This window comes from Motilimonas eburnea, assembly GCF_021295345.1.
In the GTDB taxonomy this organism is placed as follows: Bacteria; Pseudomonadota; Gammaproteobacteria; order Enterobacterales; family CBDFNC01; genus Motilimonas; species Motilimonas eburnea.
In genome coordinates this window covers 353,339-374,011 of sequence record NZ_JAIMJB010000001.1, presented here as the reverse complement: position 1 = coordinate 374,011, position 20,673 = coordinate 353,339, and the positions used below count along the sequence as shown (strand labels likewise).

Annotated in this window: 18 protein-coding genes; 10 read left to right on the top strand and 8 right to left on the bottom strand. The window is 45.6% G+C overall.

Annotated elements, in window-relative coordinates; translation table 11 throughout:
- Positions 1-837 carry a formyltetrahydrofolate deformylase gene (gene purU, locus K6Y21_RS01785; protein ID WP_233069951.1) on the top strand — a complete coding sequence of 279 codons (837 nt, stop codon included), beginning with the start codon at positions 1-3 and terminating at the stop codon, positions 835-837.
- 39 nt (positions 838-876) lie between these two features.
- Here purU and K6Y21_RS01780 read toward each other — a convergent pair whose 3' ends face one another.
- Positions 877-1,416 (bottom strand): VC2046/SO_2500 family protein, encoded by a 540-nt coding sequence (locus K6Y21_RS01780; protein ID WP_233069950.1) that lies wholly within the window; start codon positions 1,414-1,416, stop codon positions 877-879.
- Positions 1,417-1,672: 256 nt separating this feature from the next.
- Between K6Y21_RS01780 and K6Y21_RS01775 the strand changes: the two genes are divergently transcribed.
- A complete protein-coding gene (locus tag K6Y21_RS01775; RefSeq protein ID WP_233069949.1) occupies positions 1,673-3,331 on the top strand; it encodes a response regulator in 1,659 nt (552 codons plus the stop codon).
- Positions 3,332-3,342: 11 nt separating this feature from the next.
- Here the strand turns inward: K6Y21_RS01775 and K6Y21_RS01770 are convergent, their stop codons facing one another.
- Positions 3,343-4,305 (bottom strand): glutathione S-transferase family protein, encoded by a 963-nt coding sequence (locus K6Y21_RS01770; protein ID WP_233069948.1) that lies wholly within the window; start codon positions 4,303-4,305, stop codon positions 3,343-3,345.
- A 219-nt stretch (positions 4,306-4,524) separates the two neighbouring features.
- On the opposite strand from K6Y21_RS01770, the gene K6Y21_RS01765 reads away from it, so the two are divergent.
- The 4 genes from K6Y21_RS01765 to K6Y21_RS01750 all read left to right on the top strand — a co-directional run bounded on the left by K6Y21_RS01765 (position 4,525) and on the right by K6Y21_RS01750 (position 7,922).
- Complete coding sequence (locus K6Y21_RS01765) at positions 4,525-5,526, top strand: ion channel (RefSeq protein WP_233069947.1); 1,002 nt, start codon at positions 4,525-4,527, stop codon at positions 5,524-5,526.
- Between the two features lie 102 nt (positions 5,527-5,628).
- Positions 5,629-6,516 carry a DMT family transporter gene (locus K6Y21_RS01760; protein ID WP_233069946.1) on the top strand — a complete coding sequence of 296 codons (888 nt, stop codon included), beginning with the start codon at positions 5,629-5,631 and terminating at the stop codon, positions 6,514-6,516.
- Positions 6,517-6,640: 124 nt separating this feature from the next.
- Positions 6,641-7,450 (top strand): exodeoxyribonuclease III, encoded by an 810-nt coding sequence (xthA, locus tag K6Y21_RS01755; RefSeq protein WP_233069945.1) that lies wholly within the window; start codon positions 6,641-6,643, stop codon positions 7,448-7,450.
- Positions 7,451-7,460: 10 nt separating this feature from the next.
- Positions 7,461-7,922: an EVE domain-containing protein gene (locus tag K6Y21_RS01750; RefSeq protein WP_233069944.1), complete on the top strand. Its 462-nt coding sequence runs from the start codon at positions 7,461-7,463 to the stop codon at positions 7,920-7,922.
- Positions 7,923-8,019: 97 nt separating this feature from the next.
- Here K6Y21_RS01750 and metQ read toward each other — a convergent pair whose 3' ends face one another.
- From metQ to K6Y21_RS01725, 5 genes are all read right to left on the bottom strand, one after another.
- Positions 8,020-8,853, bottom strand: a complete 834-nt coding sequence (metQ, locus tag K6Y21_RS01745) for a methionine ABC transporter substrate-binding lipoprotein MetQ (RefSeq protein ID WP_233069943.1) — start codon at positions 8,851-8,853, stop codon at positions 8,020-8,022.
- A gap of 20 nt (positions 8,854-8,873) precedes the next feature.
- Positions 8,874-9,527 carry a methionine ABC transporter permease gene (locus tag K6Y21_RS01740; protein ID WP_233069942.1) on the bottom strand — a complete coding sequence of 218 codons (654 nt, stop codon included), beginning with the start codon at positions 9,525-9,527 and terminating at the stop codon, positions 8,874-8,876.
- Positions 9,520-10,551: a methionine ABC transporter ATP-binding protein MetN gene (metN, locus tag K6Y21_RS01735; RefSeq protein WP_233069941.1), complete on the bottom strand. Its 1,032-nt coding sequence runs from the start codon at positions 10,549-10,551 to the stop codon at positions 9,520-9,522. The genes K6Y21_RS01740 and metN overlap by 8 nt, the downstream gene beginning before the upstream one ends.
- Positions 10,552-10,734: 183 nt before the next feature.
- Positions 10,735-12,678: a putative bifunctional diguanylate cyclase/phosphodiesterase gene (locus tag K6Y21_RS01730; RefSeq protein WP_233069940.1), complete on the bottom strand. Its 1,944-nt coding sequence runs from the start codon at positions 12,676-12,678 to the stop codon at positions 10,735-10,737.
- Positions 12,679-12,880: 202 nt separating this feature from the next.
- Positions 12,881-13,627: a substrate-binding periplasmic protein gene (locus K6Y21_RS01725; RefSeq protein ID WP_233069939.1), complete on the bottom strand. Its 747-nt coding sequence runs from the start codon at positions 13,625-13,627 to the stop codon at positions 12,881-12,883.
- Between the two features lie 310 nt (positions 13,628-13,937).
- Between K6Y21_RS01725 and cspE the strand changes: the two genes are divergently transcribed.
- The 4 genes from cspE to K6Y21_RS01705 all read left to right on the top strand — a co-directional run bounded on the left by cspE (position 13,938) and on the right by K6Y21_RS01705 (position 18,995).
- The gene (gene cspE / locus K6Y21_RS01720) at positions 13,938-14,147 is read left to right on the top strand and encodes a transcription antiterminator/RNA stability regulator CspE (RefSeq protein ID WP_233069938.1); all 210 of its coding nucleotides are present in this window, start codon (positions 13,938-13,940) and stop codon (positions 14,145-14,147) included.
- A gap of 302 nt (positions 14,148-14,449) precedes the next feature.
- The gene (locus tag K6Y21_RS01715; protein ID WP_233069937.1) at positions 14,450-15,874 is read left to right on the top strand and encodes a C45 family autoproteolytic acyltransferase/hydrolase; all 1,425 of its coding nucleotides are present in this window, start codon (positions 14,450-14,452) and stop codon (positions 15,872-15,874) included.
- The gene (locus K6Y21_RS01710) at positions 15,874-18,126 is read left to right on the top strand and encodes a PAS domain-containing hybrid sensor histidine kinase/response regulator (RefSeq protein WP_233069936.1); all 2,253 of its coding nucleotides are present in this window, start codon (positions 15,874-15,876) and stop codon (positions 18,124-18,126) included. Before K6Y21_RS01715 ends, K6Y21_RS01710 begins: the two co-directional genes overlap by 1 nt.
- Positions 18,123-18,995 carry a diguanylate cyclase gene (locus K6Y21_RS01705; protein ID WP_233069935.1) on the top strand — a complete coding sequence of 291 codons (873 nt, stop codon included), beginning with the start codon at positions 18,123-18,125 and terminating at the stop codon, positions 18,993-18,995. The genes K6Y21_RS01710 and K6Y21_RS01705 overlap by 4 nt, the downstream gene beginning before the upstream one ends.
- A gap of 43 nt (positions 18,996-19,038) precedes the next feature.
- On the opposite strand, the gene K6Y21_RS01700 is transcribed toward K6Y21_RS01705, so the two are convergent.
- Positions 19,039-20,637 carry an isocitrate lyase gene (locus K6Y21_RS01700; protein WP_233070007.1) on the bottom strand — a complete coding sequence of 533 codons (1,599 nt, stop codon included), beginning with the start codon at positions 20,635-20,637 and terminating at the stop codon, positions 19,039-19,041.
- Positions 20,638-20,673 lie beyond the last annotated feature (36 nt).

Here is a 20,673-nt window from a genome sequence, read left to right as displayed (position 1 = left end):
ATGGAACGCAAAATACTATTAACCGATTGCCAAGACCAAAAAGGCCTGATCGCGCAAATTACCAACATCTGTTACAAGCACCAGCTAAACATCATTAAAAACAATGAGTTTGTTGATAACGACTTTGGCCGCTTCTTTATGCGCACCGAATTAGAGGGCCATTTTAATGATGCCACCTTCCTTGCCGATATCGATTCAGCCTTGCCTACTGGTGCCAATCGCAACCTAGTGCAAGCTGGGCGTAAACGCATCGTTATCATGGTCACCAAGGAAGCCCATGCGTTAGGCGATATCCTAATGAAGCAAGCCTACGGCGGCATGGACGTAGAGATTGCAGCGGTCATTGGTAACTATGATGCATTAGAAGATTTGGTCAGCAAGTTTGATATTCCGTATCACACCGTCAGCCATGAAGGCTTAACTCGCCCAGAGCACGAAGCGAAAGTGATCGAGCTTATCAACCAATACGACCCAAATTATGTGGTACTGGCCAAATACATGCGCATCTTGACACCAGAATTTGTGGCTCACTACCCGAATAAAATCATTAACATTCACCACAGCTTCTTGCCCGCCTTTATTGGCGCCAGCCCTTATAAGCAAGCCTTTGATCGCGGTGTAAAAATCATTGGTGCCACGTCGCACTTTGTGAATAACGATTTAGACGAAGGCCCGATCATCACCCAAGACGTGATCCACGTAGATCACACCTTTAGCGCCCAAGACATGGCTAAAGCAGGTAAAGACGTTGAAAAACTCGTGCTAACGCGTGCACTGTCTTTGGTATTAGATGAGAAAGTGTTTGTGTACGGCAATAAAACCGTGGTGTTTAGATAAGCCGGTTTGTATTGGGCCCTTTGTGAAACGCTAAGGGCCTTAAGCCACCATATCCAATCTGTGCAGCTTGAGCTCTTTGCTGTAATCAAAGCCTTCAATCACTTGATTCATGCTTACTTGATCGTATTTAACGGGTTTAGGCACGGCCTTATCTAGTTGCTCCATCCATTGCAGGCGTTTTTTCAGGCTGATGTTGTCTAGCACTTCTTGACCTAGGCCGCCTGTGCTATCGGGTTGGCAAAGGGGTTTCGGCTCAAGTAATTCCATTAATCTGACCGAACTGGTAAGGCCTTGATTGGTGAGTTCGCTGTATGCTTTAGCGCGCTCAGCACTGATGCCCACGCCTCTTAATGGGATAGGTTTAGGCAAGCCAAATTCACGACGAAAATCCGCATCGGCCTTTTTCATCAAGGGTTTATCGACCAAGGCAAACTGCGGCCACTCAGGCACATCGGCGCAAAGCATACTCAGCAGCAGTGAAAACTGCGCTCGATGACCTTGATGCACTGCTTGGTTAAGGGTATTGCCCAGCTGCAATTCATCGGTGAGTAAAAGTTCGCGTATTTGGCCTGAAATCATTAAGCTGCACACTGCTTTTGGTTGGTGTTATTGTTTTTATCGGCGTGAAGCTAAAAAACATGAACATTTTTTTGCATCTTCCTATAATCCCTGTGGCAATGTACCTGTCATGGTCGCTTGTTGATTATCCTTTGACTACAATATCCTTGTTGAGCAGCCATCAACAATCGGCGCCATCCATGTCAGGGATCAGATGAGCGGAGATATGGCCCTTTAATTTACTCACTAAGATTGAGTTAGCCTTTAGGAAACCTGTTTGGAACAAGAACTTTACCGTTACCACAGCAAGAAGGTGTTGATCGTTGATGATCAACGCGCCTTTCAAGTGATGCTCAAAGCCATGTTGGCCAATTTAGGTTGCACTGCAGTCTATTTTGCAGATAACGCAGAGGCGGCGGTGAAGCTGTGTCGCGAAGTGCCATTTGACCTTTTGTTGGTTGATTACAATTTAGGTACGGGAAGAAATGGGCGGCAGTTATTAGAGTATTTGAAACGCAATAATTTAGTGAGTGTTGAGTCTATTTTCATCATCGTCACCGGCGATAACTCTCGGTCTATGGTGCTGACCGCCCTTGAGCTTGAGCCCGATGATTATTTAATGAAGCCTTTTTCTGGCCACCAGCTCGACACGCGTATCCAACGCTGTTTTCGCAAGAAAAGTGAGTTAATCGACATATTCACTGCATTGCGGGATCAAAAATATGATCAGGTCGCGGCGTTATGCCGACGCAAACTCAAAGAAGATACGCGATATAAAAACTACTGTCGCAACCTAATGGCTGAAATGCTGATCCGTACCGAACGCTATGATTCAGCTCAGGTACTTCTGGAAAAAATCGTTGAGCAACGCGAGTTTACTTGGGCTTGTATCACCTTAGGTAAAGTCTATTTTCTGCAAGGTGAGCATGATAAGGCGATCACCACGTTAGAAAAAGTCATTAAATCCAATTCATTATTGATTGATGCTTATGAATGGCTAGGCCGAGCCTATGAGGGAAAAGGCAACGCCGAAAAAGCTTTGAGCATAGTAACACGCGCTGCAGAACTGGCTTACCACAGTGTCGAACGTCATCGCTTATTAGCCCGTCTCGCCACCGATGCCCACGAGTATGAGATGGCGAAAGATAGCTTTGGCGCGATCCTTCAGCTCTCGAGAAATTCGTTTTATCCCGCCATCGAGCACCTTGCTAATTATATTCGCAGTATCTTAGAAGCGGCGAAGCACACCGATGATATCCATCGCCGTAACCGGATTTTGCAAGATGTGCATTCCGCCCTGTTTAAAGGGCGTCACGAAGAAGGTCGCCAAGAAGACTTCGATTTTGATATGTATGAAAGCATCTGTCATGCCCGCGTTCATGAGGCCAAAGGCGAGATGCTCAAAGCAAAGCGCACCTTACTACATGCCATTGAGCCTATCTTGGAGCAACACGATGACGCTTCAACCCCTATCTTGGCGGAGTCCATGCTGGCTTTAGTAGGGATAGGTGAATACGAATACGCGGAGCTGATGGCCGACACCTTATCAAAACGTGATGTCGTCGATGAAGTCACGAGCAAAACCTTAACAGCCGTGACCCAAGGTGAAATGAAAGAAGCGCTCACCACTTTTAATGACTTAAATAAAGCGGGTAAGCAAGCTTACGAGCATGAAGACTATGAAACGGCCCGCGGTTACTTTGATCGCGCATTGAAAAAAGCGCCGATGAACTCAGGGGCGGCCATCAACAAGCTGCAAGCAACCATCAAATTGTTATTGTTAGATAACAAGCAAGCACGTAAGTACACTGACGAATGTGAGGCTTGCATCGGCAGTCTTGAAGGTATGCCGCTCTCAGCCAGCCACCGAGAACGCTTTCTATCCCTTAAAGACGACTTTCATCAAGCCGTCGCCAAAACCAGTAAACGTAAATAGCCAAATGGCCCTTAAGCTGTAATTTGCTCACGATGATGAGGTGAATCCAAGTCTAATGCCGGCCCAACAGGCACCACTTGAGTCGGATTTATCATGGTGTGACTGAAATAGTAATGACGCTTGATGTGATCCATATTCACCGTTTCAGCCACCCCTGGCATTTGATACAGCTCTTTGAGATAACCTTGAAGATGGGGGTAGTCAACAATACGCGCTTGATTGCATTTAAAATGCCCGACGTAAACCGCATCAAAACGCACTAAGGTTGTAAATAACCGCCAATCCGCTTCGGTTAACTGATCGCCCAACAGATACCGGTGGCAAGAAAGGTGCTGCTCTAATTTATCCAGTTCTGCAAACAGTGCTTTAAATGCCGACTCATAGGCAGCTTGAGTGGTCGCGAAGCCGCAGCGGTAAACGCCGTTGTTCACATTGTCATAAATCGGTGCATTAATAGCGTCTATTTTATCCCTTAATGGGCGTGGATAGTAATCCCGTTCATTATTAGTTAACTCATTGAAGGCGCTATTAAATATCCGGATAATTTCAGCCGATTCATTATTCACGATGCGCTGAGTTTGTTTGTCCCATAAAATAGGTACCGTCACCCGACCCGTGTAGTGAGGATCGGCTTTTTGATATATTTGATACAAGTATTGGCTGTGGTAAAGATCGTCTTCTAGCCCCTGCTCAGGGTCAAACTCCCAGCCATGGGAGAGCATATCCGGGCTAACTACAGACACGGATATATGGGGCGCTAAGCCTTTTAACTGGCGAAAAATTAGGGTGCGATGAGCCCAAGGGCAAGCTAACGAAACATAAAGGTGATAGCGACCCGAATCAGGGGTAAAGCCTTCAGAACTGTTGGGCTCTATAAGGTGGCGAAACTGGCTTAGTTCGCGCTTAAACTCCCCTTTCGTTTTACCGGTGTCATACCATTTGTCATGCCACTGTCCGTCTACTAATAAGCCCATGTTGTTACCCTCTTCACTGTTTTTCTTTATCTTAATTTACAATTAATCGAAAACAAGTAGGCTTTTTAGCAACGTTAATCCTAAAAAATCGAACGTAATACGAGTCAGCTTAATGCTCGACGACTGAGACAAGGGTTGTGCCAAGGGCTGTGCCAAGGGCTGTGGCAAGGGCTAATAACTGGCCTATACTAACTGTGAGTTGGCTTGTAAGGATGAGAAATGGCATCGAGTAGTAATTCCTCAGCCCAACATACTTGCTGTACCTATCATGACCACCTAGGAGCAAGGTGTGAGCAAAAAGCTGGCCCCCACGGTTTGTGCTTTTGGCACGATCCTGACGCAGATAAATCCGGCGATGACATACCTAAACGCCTGGAACAATATGCCAAAGATGGCGGCATGTTACATGGCCTAGCATTGCAACGAGCCAACCTTGAAGGGGTTAATCTGGTTAAGCCGAAAGCCAAAACCGGCTATGATCTCAGTGGCAGTGACTTTTATCGCGCTAACCTACGCGGCGCACATCTGTTTAATGCATCCTTGTGCAAAGGTAGCTTAATGAAGGCCGACCTCACCGGCGCCAATCTCCATTGCGTACACCTTGGCGACTGCAACTTGCTTGGAGTCAAGCTGTTAAAAGCTAAAATAGATAACATCAAGGTAGGTCAGACGTTACTGCAAGAAAAACGCGCAGAGCAAGCCAAAAAACGCCACGACATGGAAGCCATGTTAGACAACTATGAACAAGCCGAAGAGATATACCGGGATTTGCGCAAAGCCAGTGAGCTGCAAGGTTTATTTTCTTTAGCTGGCCCGTTTTTGCAGCGAGAGCTGACCATGCGTCGCTATCAAATGCCGTTATTTTCTTTCTCTCGCTTATTTTCCAAAACCGTGGATTTATTCTGTGGCTACGGTGAAGAGCCCATTCGCGTGGTGCTCTTCTCCCTCTTGCTGATCATCGCCAGCGCCATCTTTTATTTTTTCTTTGGCATCAGCTTTGCGGGTGACATTGTCGCCTTTGATCATCAAGCCGATTTACTCACCAATGGTATCGCCTTTTTAGAATGCCTATATTACAGCGTGGTAACCTTTACCACCTTGGGCTATGGCGACTTTACCCCCGTCGGTTTGTCGCGTGGCATGGCCGCGATCGAAGCCTTTACGGGCAGTTTTACCCTTGCCTTGTTCGTGGTGGTATTTGTGAAGAAGATGACACGATAAATACTTTACAAATACACAACATCAAACTAGATAAAAGCATAAAAACTAGGTAGATTAGCCAAAAAATATTCAATACAAAGATAAATTAACGGACTAATTTACATGCCAGCAAGCCTTTGCCTGACAATCGCCATGATTATCTGGGGCAGTTCATACATTGCCCTTAAACAGGCCATCCTTTTCTATCCTCCTGAGTGGGTTATGTTTTTACGCATGTCCACCACCCTAATTTGTTGCTTATTTTTGTGGCGCTGGGTACGCCGCTTTAGCTACCAAGCTGGCGATTGGAAACTGCTACTGCTCATGAGCGCAGCGGAGCCCTGCCTCTACTTTTGGTTTGAAGGTCAAGCCATGCAATATACCTCGGCGGCACAAGCCGGTGTGTTAGTTTCTTGCCTGCCTATTTTTGTCGCGTTGCTTGCCTGGTTTGTGCTAAAGGAACGTTGTAGCTCAACCATCGCACTGGGTTTTACCTTATGTATTGGCGGCAGTATTTTACTGTCCCTCGTTTCAGAAACGTCCGAGCACGCGCCTAATCCTCTGCTTGGTAACACCTTAGAAATCATTGCGCTGTTTTTTGCTGCCGTTTACACCTTATGTGTGAAAAAACTCTGCACTCGCTACTCCCCTTTAACCTTGATTGCTTTACAAGGCATCAGCGGCAGTTTATTTTTCGCTCCTCAAGCGGCCCTGACGCCTTTTCCAACGGAGCACAATACCGCGGGGTTACTCAGTATTTTTTACCTCGGCGCCTTTGTTACCTTGGGAGCTTATGGCTTGTATAACTACTCGATTTCAAAGATCAGTGTCCTCAAGGTCGCCGCATTCTCTAATTTAACCCCGGTGTTTGCCTTGTTGCTGGCCGTACTACTGCTAGGTGAGACCATTACCTTAGTGCAAGGCGCTGCCATTGCACTGATTTTTCTTGGTGTGTATGTTAGCCAGCAGCATAAAAAGGAGAACAAACTGGTCTCAGAGCCATCCGTTTAAGATGTATACCTAATCAACTTAGATATGCTTGATTTCAGAGCGCCTTCAAGTTGATTGGGTATATTGAATAATAAAAACGGCTGCTCTAGTATGTGCCTCTTTGATTTTTACCAAGGGGCACACAATGAAGGTAGTATCGTTTAATATTAATGGCCTGCGCGCCCGCTTACATCAGTTGGCAGCGCTGATCGAAAAGCATCAGCCTGATGTGATTGGCCTTCAAGAAATTAAAGTCCATGATGAAGCCTTTCCCCTCGCCGATGTTGAGGCCCTAGGCTACCATGTTTATTTCCATGGCCAGAAAGCCCACTACGGCGTCGCCATGTTATGTAAACAGCCACCTTTAGCGGTACAAAAAGGCTTTGCTACGGATACTGACGATGCCCAGCGTCGGATGATCATGGTCACGGTAGCCGATCAGCAAGGCCAGCCAGTGCGTATCCTGAACGGTTACTTTCCCCAAGGGGATAACATTAACCATGAAACCAAATTTCCCTATAAGCGTCAGTTTTATAAAGATTTACAACACTATCTTGAGACCGAGCATCACCCTGACGAACAACTTATCGTCATGGGTGACATCAATATATCCCCCACGGATCAAGACATAGGTATCGGCGAAGCCAATGCCAAACGTTGGTTAAAAACGGGCAAATGTAGCTTTCAACCCGAAGAGCGTGAATGGCTTAAACGCCTAACCGATTGGGGCTTAGAGGATACGTTTCGCCAACTACACCCAGATGTAACCGATCAATTCAGCTGGTTTGATTACCGTTCTAAAGGCTTTGATGATAACCGCGGCCTGCGTATTGATGTGATTTTAGCAACCCCATCATTAGCCGCAAAAGCCATCAATGCGGGGATTGATTATGAGCTGCGCGGTATCGAAAAGCCCTCGGATCATGCACCTATCTGGACTGAATTTAACGAATAGGAACTCATCCATGAAGTACTGGTTATTTAAATCAGAGCCTGATGATTACAGCATTCGAGATTTGGCAACGGCACCCGAGCAAACAGCCAAGTGGGACGGCATTCGCAACTATCAGGCGAGGAACTTTTTACGCGATCAAGTGAGCCTGGGCGATCACGTTTTGTTTTATCACAGCCAATGTAAACACATAGGCATAGTAGGCACGGCGGAAATAGTGCGCGCAGCCTACCCTGATCCTGCGCAATTTGATGAAAACAGCAAATACTTTGACCCCAAAGCCAGCTTTGAAACCCCGCGCTGGTTTTGTGTTGATATTAAGCATCAAACGAGCTTTAAGCGAGAAATCAGCTTAGCTAGGATTAAAGCCAATCCGGCATTGGCCGAGATGGTGTTATTGAAACAAGGTAGGTTATCGGTGCAACCTGTGACGGAGCAAGAGTGGCAAGCCATTATGGCCATGGCAGAACGATAACCTCTTATTGAAGCCTGTCGCTTAGGTCTTCTGAACATAAAAAAGCCACCGCGACTTGGGTGGCTGTTTTACTTTTTAGGGCAATTCAAGTGCTCGCTTACCAGCCTTTTACGACACTGCCTTTAAACAGCTCTTGGGCTGCTTGGTATACCTGCTCTGATTGGAAAGATTGAATAAATTGCGCGACTTGTTGTGCGTCTTTATTGTCTTCGCGTGTTGCAATGATGTTCACATACGGTGAATCTTTGTCTTCAACAAATAATCCATCACGGGTAGGTAATAAATCGATTGAAGAAGCATAAGTGGTGTTGATCACCGCCAACGCTACATCATCCAGTGAACGCGGTAGTTGCGCCGCTTCTAGCTCAACAAATTTAAAGCCTTTTGGATTGTCAACCACGTCCATAATGCTTGCGTTTAGGCCCGCATCTTCTTTGAGTGTGAACAAGCCTTGTTTTGCTAATAAAATTAACGAGCGCCCTTGGTTGGTTGGATCATTTGGGATCGCAATACTAGCGCCTTGTTCTAGCTCACTAATATCTTTAATTTTCTTCGAGTAAGCCGCAATGGGGTAAACAAAGGTATTGGCTACGTTAACGATTTTAAAGCCACGATCTTTTACCATGGTATCTAGGTAAGGTTGGTGTTGAAACGCATTGGCATCGATGCTGCCATCTGACAGGGCAATGTTAGGCGTCACATAATCGGTAAAGGTCACCACTTCCACGTTAAGGTTAAATTTCTCCTTCGCCACAGTGGCTGCCACCTCAACAAGTTGCGCTTCAGCGCCTGCAATGGCGCCCACTTTGATAGTTTCAACTTGCGCTTTGGGCTCAGATTGAGTTTGCTCTGGCGCTGGTTTATCACTACAAGCAGCCACTAAAAATACCGCAGAAATAGCACCAAGGCATTGTTTTAAAGATAATTTCATTTTGATTTCCACTTATTAAATTAACGGTGATCGACTTTATTAACTAGGTAATCCCCTAGCATTTGAATTAACTGCACCAATGCAATGAGCACTACCACAGTAATAATGAGAATTTGCGGCTCGAAACGATGGAACCCGTATCGTATGCCCACATCACCTAAACCGCCTCCACCTACCGCGCCAGCCATGGCTGAATAGTTGACTAATGTCACTAAGGTGATGGTGATACTATTAATGATGCCCGGCAAGGCTTCGGGTAAGCACACCTTACAGATGATTTGCAGGGGACTCGCTCCCATGGCATTGGCGGCTTCGACTAATCCGTCTGGAACTTCCATCAAAGCACCTTCCACCAGCCTAGCCACAAAAGGAATAGCAGCAATAGTGAGTGGCACCGTGGCCGCTAAAGTACCGATGGAGCTGCCCACGATCAAACGCGTCAAAGGAATGATGGCGACCAATAAAATAATGAAGGGCACCGAACGACCAATGTTCACTACGATCCCAAGAACATGATTTAACGCGGGATTAGCCCATAGTTCGCCGGCTTTGGTGTTATGAAGTAGCACTCCTAATGGCAGGCCTAATAAACAGCTGATCAACCCCGATAAGCCGACCATCATGAGAGTTTCTCCAAAAGCTTGGATCAGTAAATCTATCATGGCATCAGACATAACCTAAAACCTCCACACTGATATGGTGCTCAACTAAAAACTGAATGGCCTGTTGCGTTTGGTCGGGCTGACCAAATAACTCTGCTAACATGTAGCCAAATTTTACGCCACCGGCATAATCCATATTGGCACTCAATATACTAATGTCGACATTGTACTGACGGCTCATCTCAGAGATTAAGGGGGCGTCAACACTGGCACCAGAAAAGCCTAAACGGACCAAGGGGTAAGTATCTGGCCTGATGTCGGGATGCAATCGAGCTTGATAGTCATGGGGAATTTCAATATGGATGGTGGCAGCAATGAAGCGTTTAGCCAACTCGGTTTTTGGATGAGAGAAAAACTCAGCCACACTGTTTTGTTCAATTAATTGGCCACCATCAATAATCGCCACTTGATCACAAATACTTTTAATCACTTCCATCTCGTGAGTGATCAATAAAATAGTAATGTTCAGTTTTTGATTGATGTCTTTAAGCAGACTTAAAATCGACTTGGTCGTTTCCGGATCCAACGCCGATGTTGCTTCATCACAAAGTAGCACCTTAGGCGAGGTCGCAAGGGCTCTGGCAATCGCCACGCGCTGCTTTTGCCCACCACTAAGCTGGGCAGGATACACATTCGCTTTATCGGCTAAGCCAACCAAGGGCAGTAATTCGGCAACGCGCTGCTTGATACTGGCTTTACTTTCACCTGCTAGCTCAAGGGGTAAAGCAATATTTGCGGCAACCGTGCGTGATGATAGCAGGTTAAAATGCTGAAAAATCATGCCAATTTTACTGCGCGCCTGGGCCAACTCAGATTTTGCTAATAAGGTTAAATCCACACCATCCAACACAACTTGGCCTGAATCTGGCCGCTCGAGCAAGTTAACACAGCGAATCAAGGTACTTTTCCCCGCCCCCGATGCGCCGATGACGCCAAATATCTGACCGGCCTCAATATGTAAACTAACCTCTTGCAGGGCTTTGACCTGCTTTGCCCCCGAGTGAAAGGTCTTATTCAGATTTTGCAAATGGATCATAGTGATAAGCGGGTCCTGAGTGCATGAATCAAGAAAATAGAGATATTATTACTGGTAATAATATCGTATTAAGTCGTAAGGTCTAATCTCCCCGCAAAAACAGGGTGGATAATGCTAAAAATTATAAAAGACTAAGTCAATGTAATAATTTATTCTAAAAAGTGCTGATATATGCTTTTTGACTTACATTTGAGGGTTGGCTGCAGTGGATCTCGGTGCAAAAGGCGTGGCTTGCTCTAATAAGGCAACCACTTCTTTAGCGAGCAGTGGTTTTGCAAAATAGTACCCTTGAATAGTGTCACACCCCAGCGCCAATAAATGGGTTAATTCAGCTTCGCGTTCAACACCTTCTGCCACTAAATTTAAACCTAGGTTTTTTGCCAACTCAACGATGGCTTTAGTAATGATTTGTTGATCTGATTGTTGATCGATGTGGTCAACAAAAGAGCGATCTATCTTGAGCTTACTGATGGGAAAACGCGATAGATAGGCGAGGTTAGAATAGCCAGTACCAAAATCATCCACACTTAAACTCAGACCTAATTGGCGTAGAGCATGCAGTGTATTATTCAGTTTGATTTCATCTTTCATCAAAATGCTTTCGGTTAACTCCAACTCGATTAATTCGCCTGGCACACCCGATTCATGGATGGTTTGACCTATGTCTTTTACCAAGTCATGTTGATGAAATTGTAATCCTGACACGTTAATGGAAACCGGGACACATTGTAATCCCGCCTGATGCCAATGCGCTTGTTGTTTGAGGGCGGCTTTCAGGACATATTTCCCAACCTCCGAAATCAACCCCGACTGCTCAGCAAATGGAATAAATTCCGCAGGGCCTATTTCACCGCGCTCCGGATCTTGCCAGCGGATCAGCGCTTCCATTCCCACCATGGCGCCGCTCGCCCCATCCACCATAGGTTGATAACGTAAAAACAGCTGCTCTTGCTCTAGTGCAAGGCGCAAACGCTTGTCCATAGACAGCTGCTTTAACGCTAAGCCTGCAAATTGCTCCGAAAAGATTTGATAGCGTTTCCTACCCGCTAATTTCGCCTGATACATGGCAATGTCGGCATTTTTAACTAATTCCCAACATTCACTGCCATGATGAGGGTATAGGCTGATCCCCATGGTGACGGCTAAATCAAACTCAAATGATTCGATCTCGCAGCGTTGGCACACTGAATCCATGATTTTCTGTGCCCACTTTTCAATTTGCTCCTGTTCAACCAAATCGCCTGCCACCAGCACAAATTCATCACCGCTGAGGCGATACACTTGCGTGTTAGCAGGCGCTGCTTGTTGCAATCGCTCAGCGGTCACCCTGAGGGCTTTATCTCCGGCAGCATGGCCCATGGAATCATTGATTAATTTAAAGTTATCCATGTCGAGAAAGGCCACCAATAAATAAGCTGGCTCCTGCGCCAATAATCGATTGAGATCCTGCTCTAGGGAGTAGCGATTGGCTAATCCGGTTAACGAGTCAAAGTGCGCCAAATGGGCCAGTTTCTCTTGGGCTTTTTTACGCTCGCTAATATCACGCGCCGTGCCTGCCGTCCCTACCACCTTGCCCGCTTTAACCACTGGCACTTTAATTAACTCAATCCAAGCTTGAGAGCCATCAACGGCGGTAGCAAGAAATTCTTGCCTAAGCTGTTGACCTGTCTCCATGACATGTAAATCATCTTGGCGATATTGCTCGGCGTCAGCACGGTGTGACAAGTCAAAATCGGTTTTTCCAATCAAGGTTTCATAATTCACGCCAAAAGCTTGTTCAAACTGGGCATTCACCGTCAGGAAGCGGCCTTGGGGATCTTTTACCCAAGCAAGATCAGGTAGACTATCGAGTAAGGTTTGGTATTTTTGGGTTTTGTCAGCAAGGGCGGCAACGTCAATATTTAGTAGCCGGTTTTGTTTTGTTAACTCGCTATTTCGCTGGCTGATACGCTGAATTTTTTGGCCTAACTCTTTGAAGTGAAAATAAGCCAAGAGCAATAAGTTTACAATGGCTGAATAAGCTAAAAGATGTAGAGCATTGATATCATTGCGAAAAAACACCCAAGCTAGGGAATCTACCAACACGGTCAGTGCCAATAAAATAAATAATATCGAGTAACGTCCCACACTTAACCTCACCACTTTGGTTATTTGAATAACCGAGAGAGCCCTGTTGGCACAGTATATCCCTAAGGAAAAAATGAAATCGACTACAAAAGCAAAAGGCGTGATGAAGGCAAAAGGCGATTTAATAAACCGCTACCTTGATTGCAAATTTTAAATTTAAATTCGCGTTCTGCCTCCATTGTGCTAATAGAGGGAAATAGACCTAATCACTCGGTGCAAAGTACTGACGTTTAATTTGTTCAAACTCTTCGCTTTGTAATAACTCGACCAATGCATTCTCGACTTGGGGAGCAAAGGTGAGCTTGGGCGATTTTTTTGAGAAGCCAATATACAAAGAGACCTGATGTTGTGGTCGATAAGGTGCCCGTGCCAAACTCAACCATAAGCCTCGTCGTGAGATTTCATATTCAACCTGACAATCGGTGCCTATGAAGACTTCAATGTGGCCTTTTTGCGCCATTTTTAGCAGCTGGATTTCCGTTGGGACACTGTGTTTAAGCAGCTCTTTATCGGAATCAAATGGTTCAAAATAGGCAGAATCTCGCACATAGCCAATGCGATAATAATAAAGATCTTGATAGTTTTTTATCGGCTTATGTATGTCTTTGGTGGTATAGAAAGCGGGGTTACAATCGTAATAACTCGGCTGTAGGTAATGAATATACTGAGCTCGGGCAGGCGTCTTAGCCAGCCCTACCATCATGTCAACCTGACCAATTTCCATATGACTTAAGGCTCTCGCCCAAGGATACCGCTTCACTTGAAACTGGATCCCCGTTTTTTCACTTAACGCAGCTAACAGTTGAATGTCTAAACCGGTAAAGCCATTGGGATCGGCTATTCTAAAGGGTGGCCACTCATCCGTTGCCACGAGTAAGGTTGTTTGGCCTGTGGCAAAACACGTGGTACAAATGCAAAACCCTAAAATCAACAAGTATTTCGTTTTCATTCACTTACTCCAAACAACAAGTGACCATACAAGTATAGATGAAACTGGGGATGTGGCTTGAAGGTAAAGAAGGGATAAATTAAATAGGTTTACTTTGTTAAGCGCTGTGTTAGTATGGCCGTGGGCTGTCAGACAGACCTTTGTTTATATGTAATACTACAATGTTATGCTTTAGAAACCTTCGTTCCATCTGTTCAACAGCTAGTGTCATGAAGTCTTTCCTTACATCGTTTTTGCAACAAATAAATAATTCTTTTCTGGCTACTACAACGCAAACTGCGAATTAATATTGAAAAGTTAGGAGACACACATGTCTAAATCTACTGGTACTGTAAAATGGTTTAACGAAGACAAAGGTTTCGGTTTTATCACTCAAGATAACGGCGGTTCTGATGTATTCGTACATTTCCGCGCTATCGCTTCTGAAGGCTTCAAAACTTTAGCCGAAGGTCAAAAAGTTTCTTTTGACCTAGAGCAAGGCCAAAAAGGCCCACAAGCAGCTAACGTAGTTACGCTTTAATCGACTCGGCTTAGTCCATCTCGATATCTATCCACGACCCTTCGTTGGATAAAACACAAGTGCCGGCGATCGCCGGCATTTTTTTGCCTAGTTTTTTGTTAGTTTTTCTTAATAGGTAGCGTTCACCAACACCAAAAGTAACATTGAGTCTTTTTCGTGTGCGTCACTGCCCTATTTCATAGCTTTAATCGCTTTCCACAAAACAAAAAATGCGCCAGCTCTTGCTATCCAATCATAACCATTGACATCACAAACTTGTCAAACTAGCTTAACATTATCTTCAACTACAGCGCGGCTTCCCCATGCATGAATCAATCTTAAGCAAAGGCAGTTTAACAGTAGAACAAGGCGTTAAAACGCTGATCATGAAAGGCTCACATTATGAAATGGGTTTCCAGCATGGTTATTTGCTAGCAGAGCAAATTAACACCATGATCCAACAAACCCAGCCTGCTGCAATCGCGGTTATCGCCAAAACATTGCAACATGATTGGGACAAAGCCGAGCTTGCCTTCGCAGAAGGGGCGAAAGTGGCTCAAGAGTATGTCCCCTCGTGCTTATTGGAAGAAATGAAGGGAATCGCCGACGGTGCCCAAGCCGCCGGCTTTGATATTAGCCTTGAGCAAATTCAAACCTGGAATACCATGTATGACCAGTGGTGTATTTATGCCCACCCGCATTATTGGAATGTGTTTGATGAGACAAGCAAAGGCCACTACCCCGCTCATGGTGCAGGCACCCGTGTGTTAACGGGGGCTGGTTGTAGCAGCTTCTCAGCATGGGATGAAACCGCAGGGGGTGATGGGGAGCTTATCTTTTGTAAAAATGAAGATAACCTCAACCTGCCTGGGCAATTGGATAACCGCTATATTTTTATTAGCGCGCCAGAGCAAGGTCAACCGCACCTCTTTTTGTGTTTCCCCGGTATGGTTGGCTTTGATGGCGGGTTCAATACGGCAGGCATCAGTGTGATGACGCAATACGATGCTTCCATCGATGAAACCATGAGGGGCTATGGTTTGGGGGTGTTGACTCGCTTGGCGCTGCTCAACGCTACCAACTTAGAGCAAGCGCTGGATACTTTTCGTGATAACCCAAGACGCACCGGCATTGCCTATCACTGCGCCGATGCCAATAATCGCACTGCGGCCGTGATAGAAGCCTCAGCCAAAATCACCACGGTACGTTATCCCATGGTGGATACCAGTTGTTTATGGCAAACCAACCATTCCATTTGCTACCCCGGTTATATGGGCTACTCAGGCTATAATTACGCACTGGATCAACAACAAGTTTACGCACTCGGACCCATTGATAACATTCCGGCTTACCTTGAGCAATTACGTCAGCCCTATAACTTTATTGTACCGGCTCCCAGTCGATTTGAACGTTATCAGTCCCTGCTTCATGAATACTTCGGTCAAATTACCCCAGACAACGCGATGAAGATCATGAGTGACCGATTTGATCCTTTTACCCAATTAACCCGGGAGCAAGGCGTCCCCTCTTATACCAATAATATTCTCGCTACTATTAGTGCATATTATCCAGAAGAGACATTTACCACACCGAAGCAGTCTTTTTCTGCTGGCGTTGCCAATCTATGGAGTTTGATCGCCTACCCTAAAAGCGGAGACTTTTATTTAGCTATTGATGGCTTTCCGGCAAATCAGCAGGGTTTTAAACAATTTAATTTGTTTGCATTACTTAAGAAGAACACTTTGTAATGGAAAGACGTGATGTACCTAATTCATCAGTAACGGAATCATTGACAAGTTCACTGGCCTATTTACCCTTGGCCAGTGCTTTGTTAGATCCCCAATTAAACCTCAACACAAGCAACTTGGCCTTTGCTCAGTTATTTGGCCTCGAAAATATTTCGCCAGGCCAAACGCCGCTGATGGAAGTCCTCGGTTGGCAACATCAACAAGCCATCAATGAACATCTATCACAAGCCCCCCAGGCTGCCTTAGCGCTAGCGGTGACATACAAACAAAGCACCCTCTGTCTGGATTTGTATTTTACCCGATTACCTGATTCGGATTATCTATTCTTACAATGTGTCGAAACCAGCTGCCACAGCCCTGAACGCCAACAGCTGGCACAAGCTCGATTGGATATAGACAGGCTAGAGTTTGCAGCAAAGGGCGCCAATATCGGCATTTGGGACTTTTATCCGCAGCAAGGCCGGATTATTGCCAACCAAACTTGGGCTACGCAGAAAAAATACCCGCCCAGTGTGATGTTTGACACCAATGAGCTGTTTTCAGAAGTCGTTAATGGTTTGGAGCGTTGGTCTGAGATGGTGCATCCGGATGATTTGGACCAAGCAGTCGCCAAGATCCAAGCGCATCTAGATGGCGAAACCGACACCTACGAAGCTGAATTTAGGATGCGGTGTGGTGATGGGCAGTGGCGTTGGATCCTCGACCTAGGTAAGGTGTCCGACAGAGATGACCAAGGCAAGCCCACGCGGATGAATGGTATTCACCTTGACATCGATAACATAAAAAAATTACAACAACATCTGGCTAAAGCCAAAGATCAGGCAGAAGTGGCCAACCGGGCTAAATCCACGTTTTTGGCCAATATGAGCCATGAACTCAGAACGCCCCTCAATGCCGTGCTTGGCTTTTCTAAGGTGATGCAAGATTCAACCGGCCTAAGTGATGAAAACCTTAACTATATCAATATTATAAACCAGTCAGGTGAACACTTACTGGCATTGATTAATGATGTGTTAGACATGTCGAAAATAGAGGCCGGCCATTATCAAATTGAACCACAAGTAGTTAATTTTCATGAATTAATTGATGATTTATATAACTTACTTTTGATTCGAGCCAAAGAAAAGAACATCAGTTTAAAAGTCACCTATTCTGCCGAACTTCCGCAATTTATTATTGCCGATGGCGTTAAGCTCAGGCAAATCTTGTTAAACCTACTGGGTAATGCCATTAAATTTACCAATCAAGGCCAGGTGACGCTGACCATAGATTGCCCTGTTCAGGCAAACGATGAGTGCGAATTAAGCCTTTTGGTCAGTGATACAGGATGCGGAATTCCCAATACAGACCTAGAGCGTATCTTTTTACCCTTTGAACAACTTGAGCAGTCATCGCCAGCTAAGGGAACGGGGTTAGGCTTAAGTATTACAAAACAATTTGTCGAGCTAATGAAAGGCACCATCAAGGTGAACAGTGAGCTGGGTGTTGGCACTGATTTTTGTCTCACCCTGCCCATCGCCATGGCTGATAAAGCTAGCCAAGACATAGAATTATTAAGTAAGGGCATCCAATTACATCCGCAAAATGCCGGTATTAAGGTACTGGTTGCAGAAGATGAAACCTTCAACCAAGAGCTTATTTTAAAAATACTTGATGGAGCAGGCTTTCAGACCAAATTAGCCATGAATGGTGAACAAGCCGTGGAGCTTTACCAACACTGGCAGCCCGATCTTATTTTCATGGATCGTCGCATGCCCGTCCTCGATGGCCTAGAAGCGACCAAGAAAATTCGTCGTTTAAGCACAAATGGGGGCAAGAAAGTCAAAATTATCGCCCTGACAGCCAGCGTCTTTAAAGATGAAAAGCACGAGATGTTATTGGCCGGCATGGACGATTTTATTTGCAAGCCTTATCGCCCTAATCAACTTTTCCAATGCTTAAAACAGCACCTAACATTAGAATTTAGTTATAACAAGGACCAACCTTTACCTGATGTCGCCCCTGCCACCTTGAGTCATGATCTCGTTGCACTGACTCATGAGCTTGATCTTGCGCTATCAGCGCAATTAGTTGAAACCGCGCAGCAGGGCGATCAAGAGCACCTGAGCGAGCTATTGTGCCAAAATGTGATGCCACCGCCACTAAAAGACCACCTTCAAGGGCTCGTTGACAGCTATAATTTTGCAGAAATCACGCGCATTTTAACGCACCAAACAGACCCTGTTACTCAAGGAGAGCATGTTAACGAATGACATCCGATATTTTGATTGTTGACGATACCGTTGAAAACATTCGTTTGCTGAGTAAGTTACTTAAAGACGAAGGGTATCAAGTACGAGGGGCGGCCGACGGCAAAACAGCATTGATGTTGTGCGACAAAAAGCCGCCCTCGTTGATCCTACTCGACATTATGATGCCGGGCATGAATGGCTATGATGTCTGCCGCCACCTAAAAGAGCAGCCCGAAACCAAAGATATTCCAGTGATCTTTTTAAGTGCCCTCAATGAGCTAACCGACAAAATAACGGCCTTTCGAGCAGGCGGCGTGGACTACATCAGCAAACCCTTTGAAGCCCTAGAGGTACTCGCCAGAGTGGCAACCCATTCACGCATTGTCACGTTACAGCGCACCTTGATGGAGAAAAATGCCCAGCTTAAAGCCTTGGCTGAAACAGACTCCTTGACGGGGTTGTTTAATCGTCGTTATTTAATTTCTCAGGTGAATCACAGGCCCGTGCCTTATTCCCTGATCTTATTTGATATCGATGACTTTAAACAAATCAATGACCAATATGGCCACCAGTTTGGGGATGAAGTGCTGATTTGTTTAAGTAATGTCGTCATGGAACAATGCCGTGAGCAAGACATAGCCGCTCGCTGGGGCGGAGAAGAGTTTTTAATATACCTGCCTAATACTCACCTCAAGCAAGCCAAACAGATAGCTGAAACCTTGCGCGTCAACATCAATCAATGCTGCTGCAATCAGGCGAGGAGTATCAGTGCCAGCTTTGGGATCGCGTCTCAAACGCAGGGGGAAAGTTTAGAATTATTGATCAAGATGGCAGACAGTGCCCTGTATCGCTCAAAACTAAAAGGTAAAAACTGCGTTGAGCTGGCCTAACCCATCAATGAGATGTGCTGAATTAGGCCACAGGGCTTGAACCTTAAGAGAATTGGTTCATGGTGTTGTTTTCACCCGAGGCTTTCAACGCTTGATTACCAGAGAAATACTCTTTGTGATCATCACCAATATTTGATCCCGACATATCCTGGTGTTTAACCGAAGCTAAACTTTGTCGAATTTCTTGGCGTTGCACACCCGCCACATACGCCAGCATACCTAGGTCACCAAAATAATCTTTAGCGAGGTTGTCGGTGGACAAGGCTGCCGTGTGGTAAGTCGGTAGGGTTATCAAATGATGGAAAATGCCTGCTTGCTGCGATGCATCACGCTGGAAGCTTCTGATTTTTTCATCGGCGACTTGCGCTAACTCTGAACCATCATACTGCTGACTCATCAAGTTTTCACGATGATACTCACTGACATCGCGCCCCTCTTGTTGCCAAGCATCGAACACTTGCTGTCTGAAGTTTAAGGTCCAGTTAAATGATGGGCTATTGTTATAGACCAGTTTCGCATTGGGCACCACTTCTCGGATCCGATTCACCATACCTGCGATTTGCTGCACATGGGGTTTTTCGGTTTCAATCCAAAGTAAATCAGCGCCATTTTGCAACGAAGTAATACAATCGAGCACGACGCGATCTTCACCGGTATTGGCTTTAAATTTAACTAAACCATTGGCCAAACGTGTTGGTTTAATCAGCTTATCGCCTTGACGCAGTACCATATCACCCGAATCTAGGGAGCTCACATCGGTGACTTCTTCGCCATCAATGTAGGCATTGTATTGCTCAGCTAAATCGCCAGGATATTGAGATACAGGGATTTTTTGTGTTAGGCCTGCCCCCAGCGAATCGGTACGCGCAACGATAATGCCATTTTCGATACCTAACTCCATAAAGGCGTAGCGCACTGCATTGATCTTGGCGAGAAAATCTTCATGAGGTACCGTTACTTTACCGTCTTGGTGACCACATTGCTTGGCATCGGATACCTGATTCTCAATTTGAATACAGCAAGCCCCCGCTTCTATCATTTTCTTAGCGAGTAGATAAGTGGCTTCTTCATTACCAAAGCCAGCATCGATGTCTGCAATGATAGGCACGACATGAGTTTCAAAATCATCAATGCGTTTTTGCGCTGCTCGCTCTTTGACTTGATCTCCTTCATCTCGGGCCGCATCAAGCTCTTTAAACAGATGATTGAGCTCACGGGCATCGGCCTGTTTCAAAAAGGTGTATAGCTCTTCGATTAACGCTGGAACCGACGTTTTTTCATGCATAGATTGGTCTGGGAGAGGACCAAACTCAGATCGCATCGCCGCCACCATCCAGCCTGAAAGATACAAGTAACGGCCCTTGGTGCTGCCGAAATGTTTTTTCACCGAGATCATTTTTTGCTGGCCAATAAAGCCGTGCCAACAACCTAATGACTGCGTGTACTGAGCAGCATCTTGGTCATATTTCGCCATATCACGGCGCATGATATCCGCCGTGTATTGGGCAATATCAAGCCCCGTTTTAAAGCGATTTTGCAACCGCATTCTCACTACGTATTCCGGGTTAATCGCACGCCAGGTGTCGCCTTGTTGCGCTAAAAAATTGCTGGCTTGAGTCATTTGGTTAGTATAAGTCATCATCATTTGCCTCTTACTTTGTCCATGGTTCGCTAGCCA

Coding starts and splice junctions, on each gene's coding strand:
- K6Y21_RS01770 (WP_233069948.1), bottom strand. CDS start 4,305: ATGGGCTTATTAGTAGACGGACAGTGGCATGACAAATGGTATGACACC.
- K6Y21_RS01765 (WP_233069947.1), top strand. CDS start 4,525: ATGGCATCGAGTAGTAATTCCTCAGCCCAACATACTTGCTGTACCTAT.
- K6Y21_RS01715 (WP_233069937.1), top strand. CDS start 14,450: ATGCATGAATCAATCTTAAGCAAAGGCAGTTTAACAGTAGAACAAGGC.
- cspE (WP_233069938.1), top strand. CDS start 13,938: ATGTCTAAATCTACTGGTACTGTAAAATGGTTTAACGAAGACAAAGGT.
- purU (WP_233069951.1), top strand. CDS start 1: ATGGAACGCAAAATACTATTAACCGATTGCCAAGACCAAAAAGGCCTG.
- K6Y21_RS01700 (WP_233070007.1), bottom strand. CDS start 20,637: ATGATGACTTATACTAACCAAATGACTCAAGCCAGCAATTTTTTAGCG.
- metN (WP_233069941.1), bottom strand. CDS start 10,551: ATGATCCATTTGCAAAATCTGAATAAGACCTTTCACTCGGGGGCAAAG.
- metQ (WP_233069943.1), bottom strand. CDS start 8,853: ATGAAATTATCTTTAAAACAATGCCTTGGTGCTATTTCTGCGGTATTT.
- K6Y21_RS01740 (WP_233069942.1), bottom strand. CDS start 9,527: ATGTCTGATGCCATGATAGATTTACTGATCCAAGCTTTTGGAGAAACT.
- K6Y21_RS01725 (WP_233069939.1), bottom strand. CDS start 13,627: ATGAAAACGAAATACTTGTTGATTTTAGGGTTTTGCATTTGTACCACG.
- K6Y21_RS01750 (WP_233069944.1), top strand. CDS start 7,461: ATGAAGTACTGGTTATTTAAATCAGAGCCTGATGATTACAGCATTCGA.
- xthA (WP_233069945.1), top strand. CDS start 6,641: ATGAAGGTAGTATCGTTTAATATTAATGGCCTGCGCGCCCGCTTACAT.
- K6Y21_RS01760 (WP_233069946.1), top strand. CDS start 5,629: ATGCCAGCAAGCCTTTGCCTGACAATCGCCATGATTATCTGGGGCAGT.
- K6Y21_RS01705 (WP_233069935.1), top strand. CDS start 18,123: ATGACATCCGATATTTTGATTGTTGACGATACCGTTGAAAACATTCGT.
- K6Y21_RS01710 (WP_233069936.1), top strand. CDS start 15,874: ATGGAAAGACGTGATGTACCTAATTCATCAGTAACGGAATCATTGACA.
- K6Y21_RS01780 (WP_233069950.1), bottom strand. CDS start 1,416: ATGATTTCAGGCCAAATACGCGAACTTTTACTCACCGATGAATTGCAG.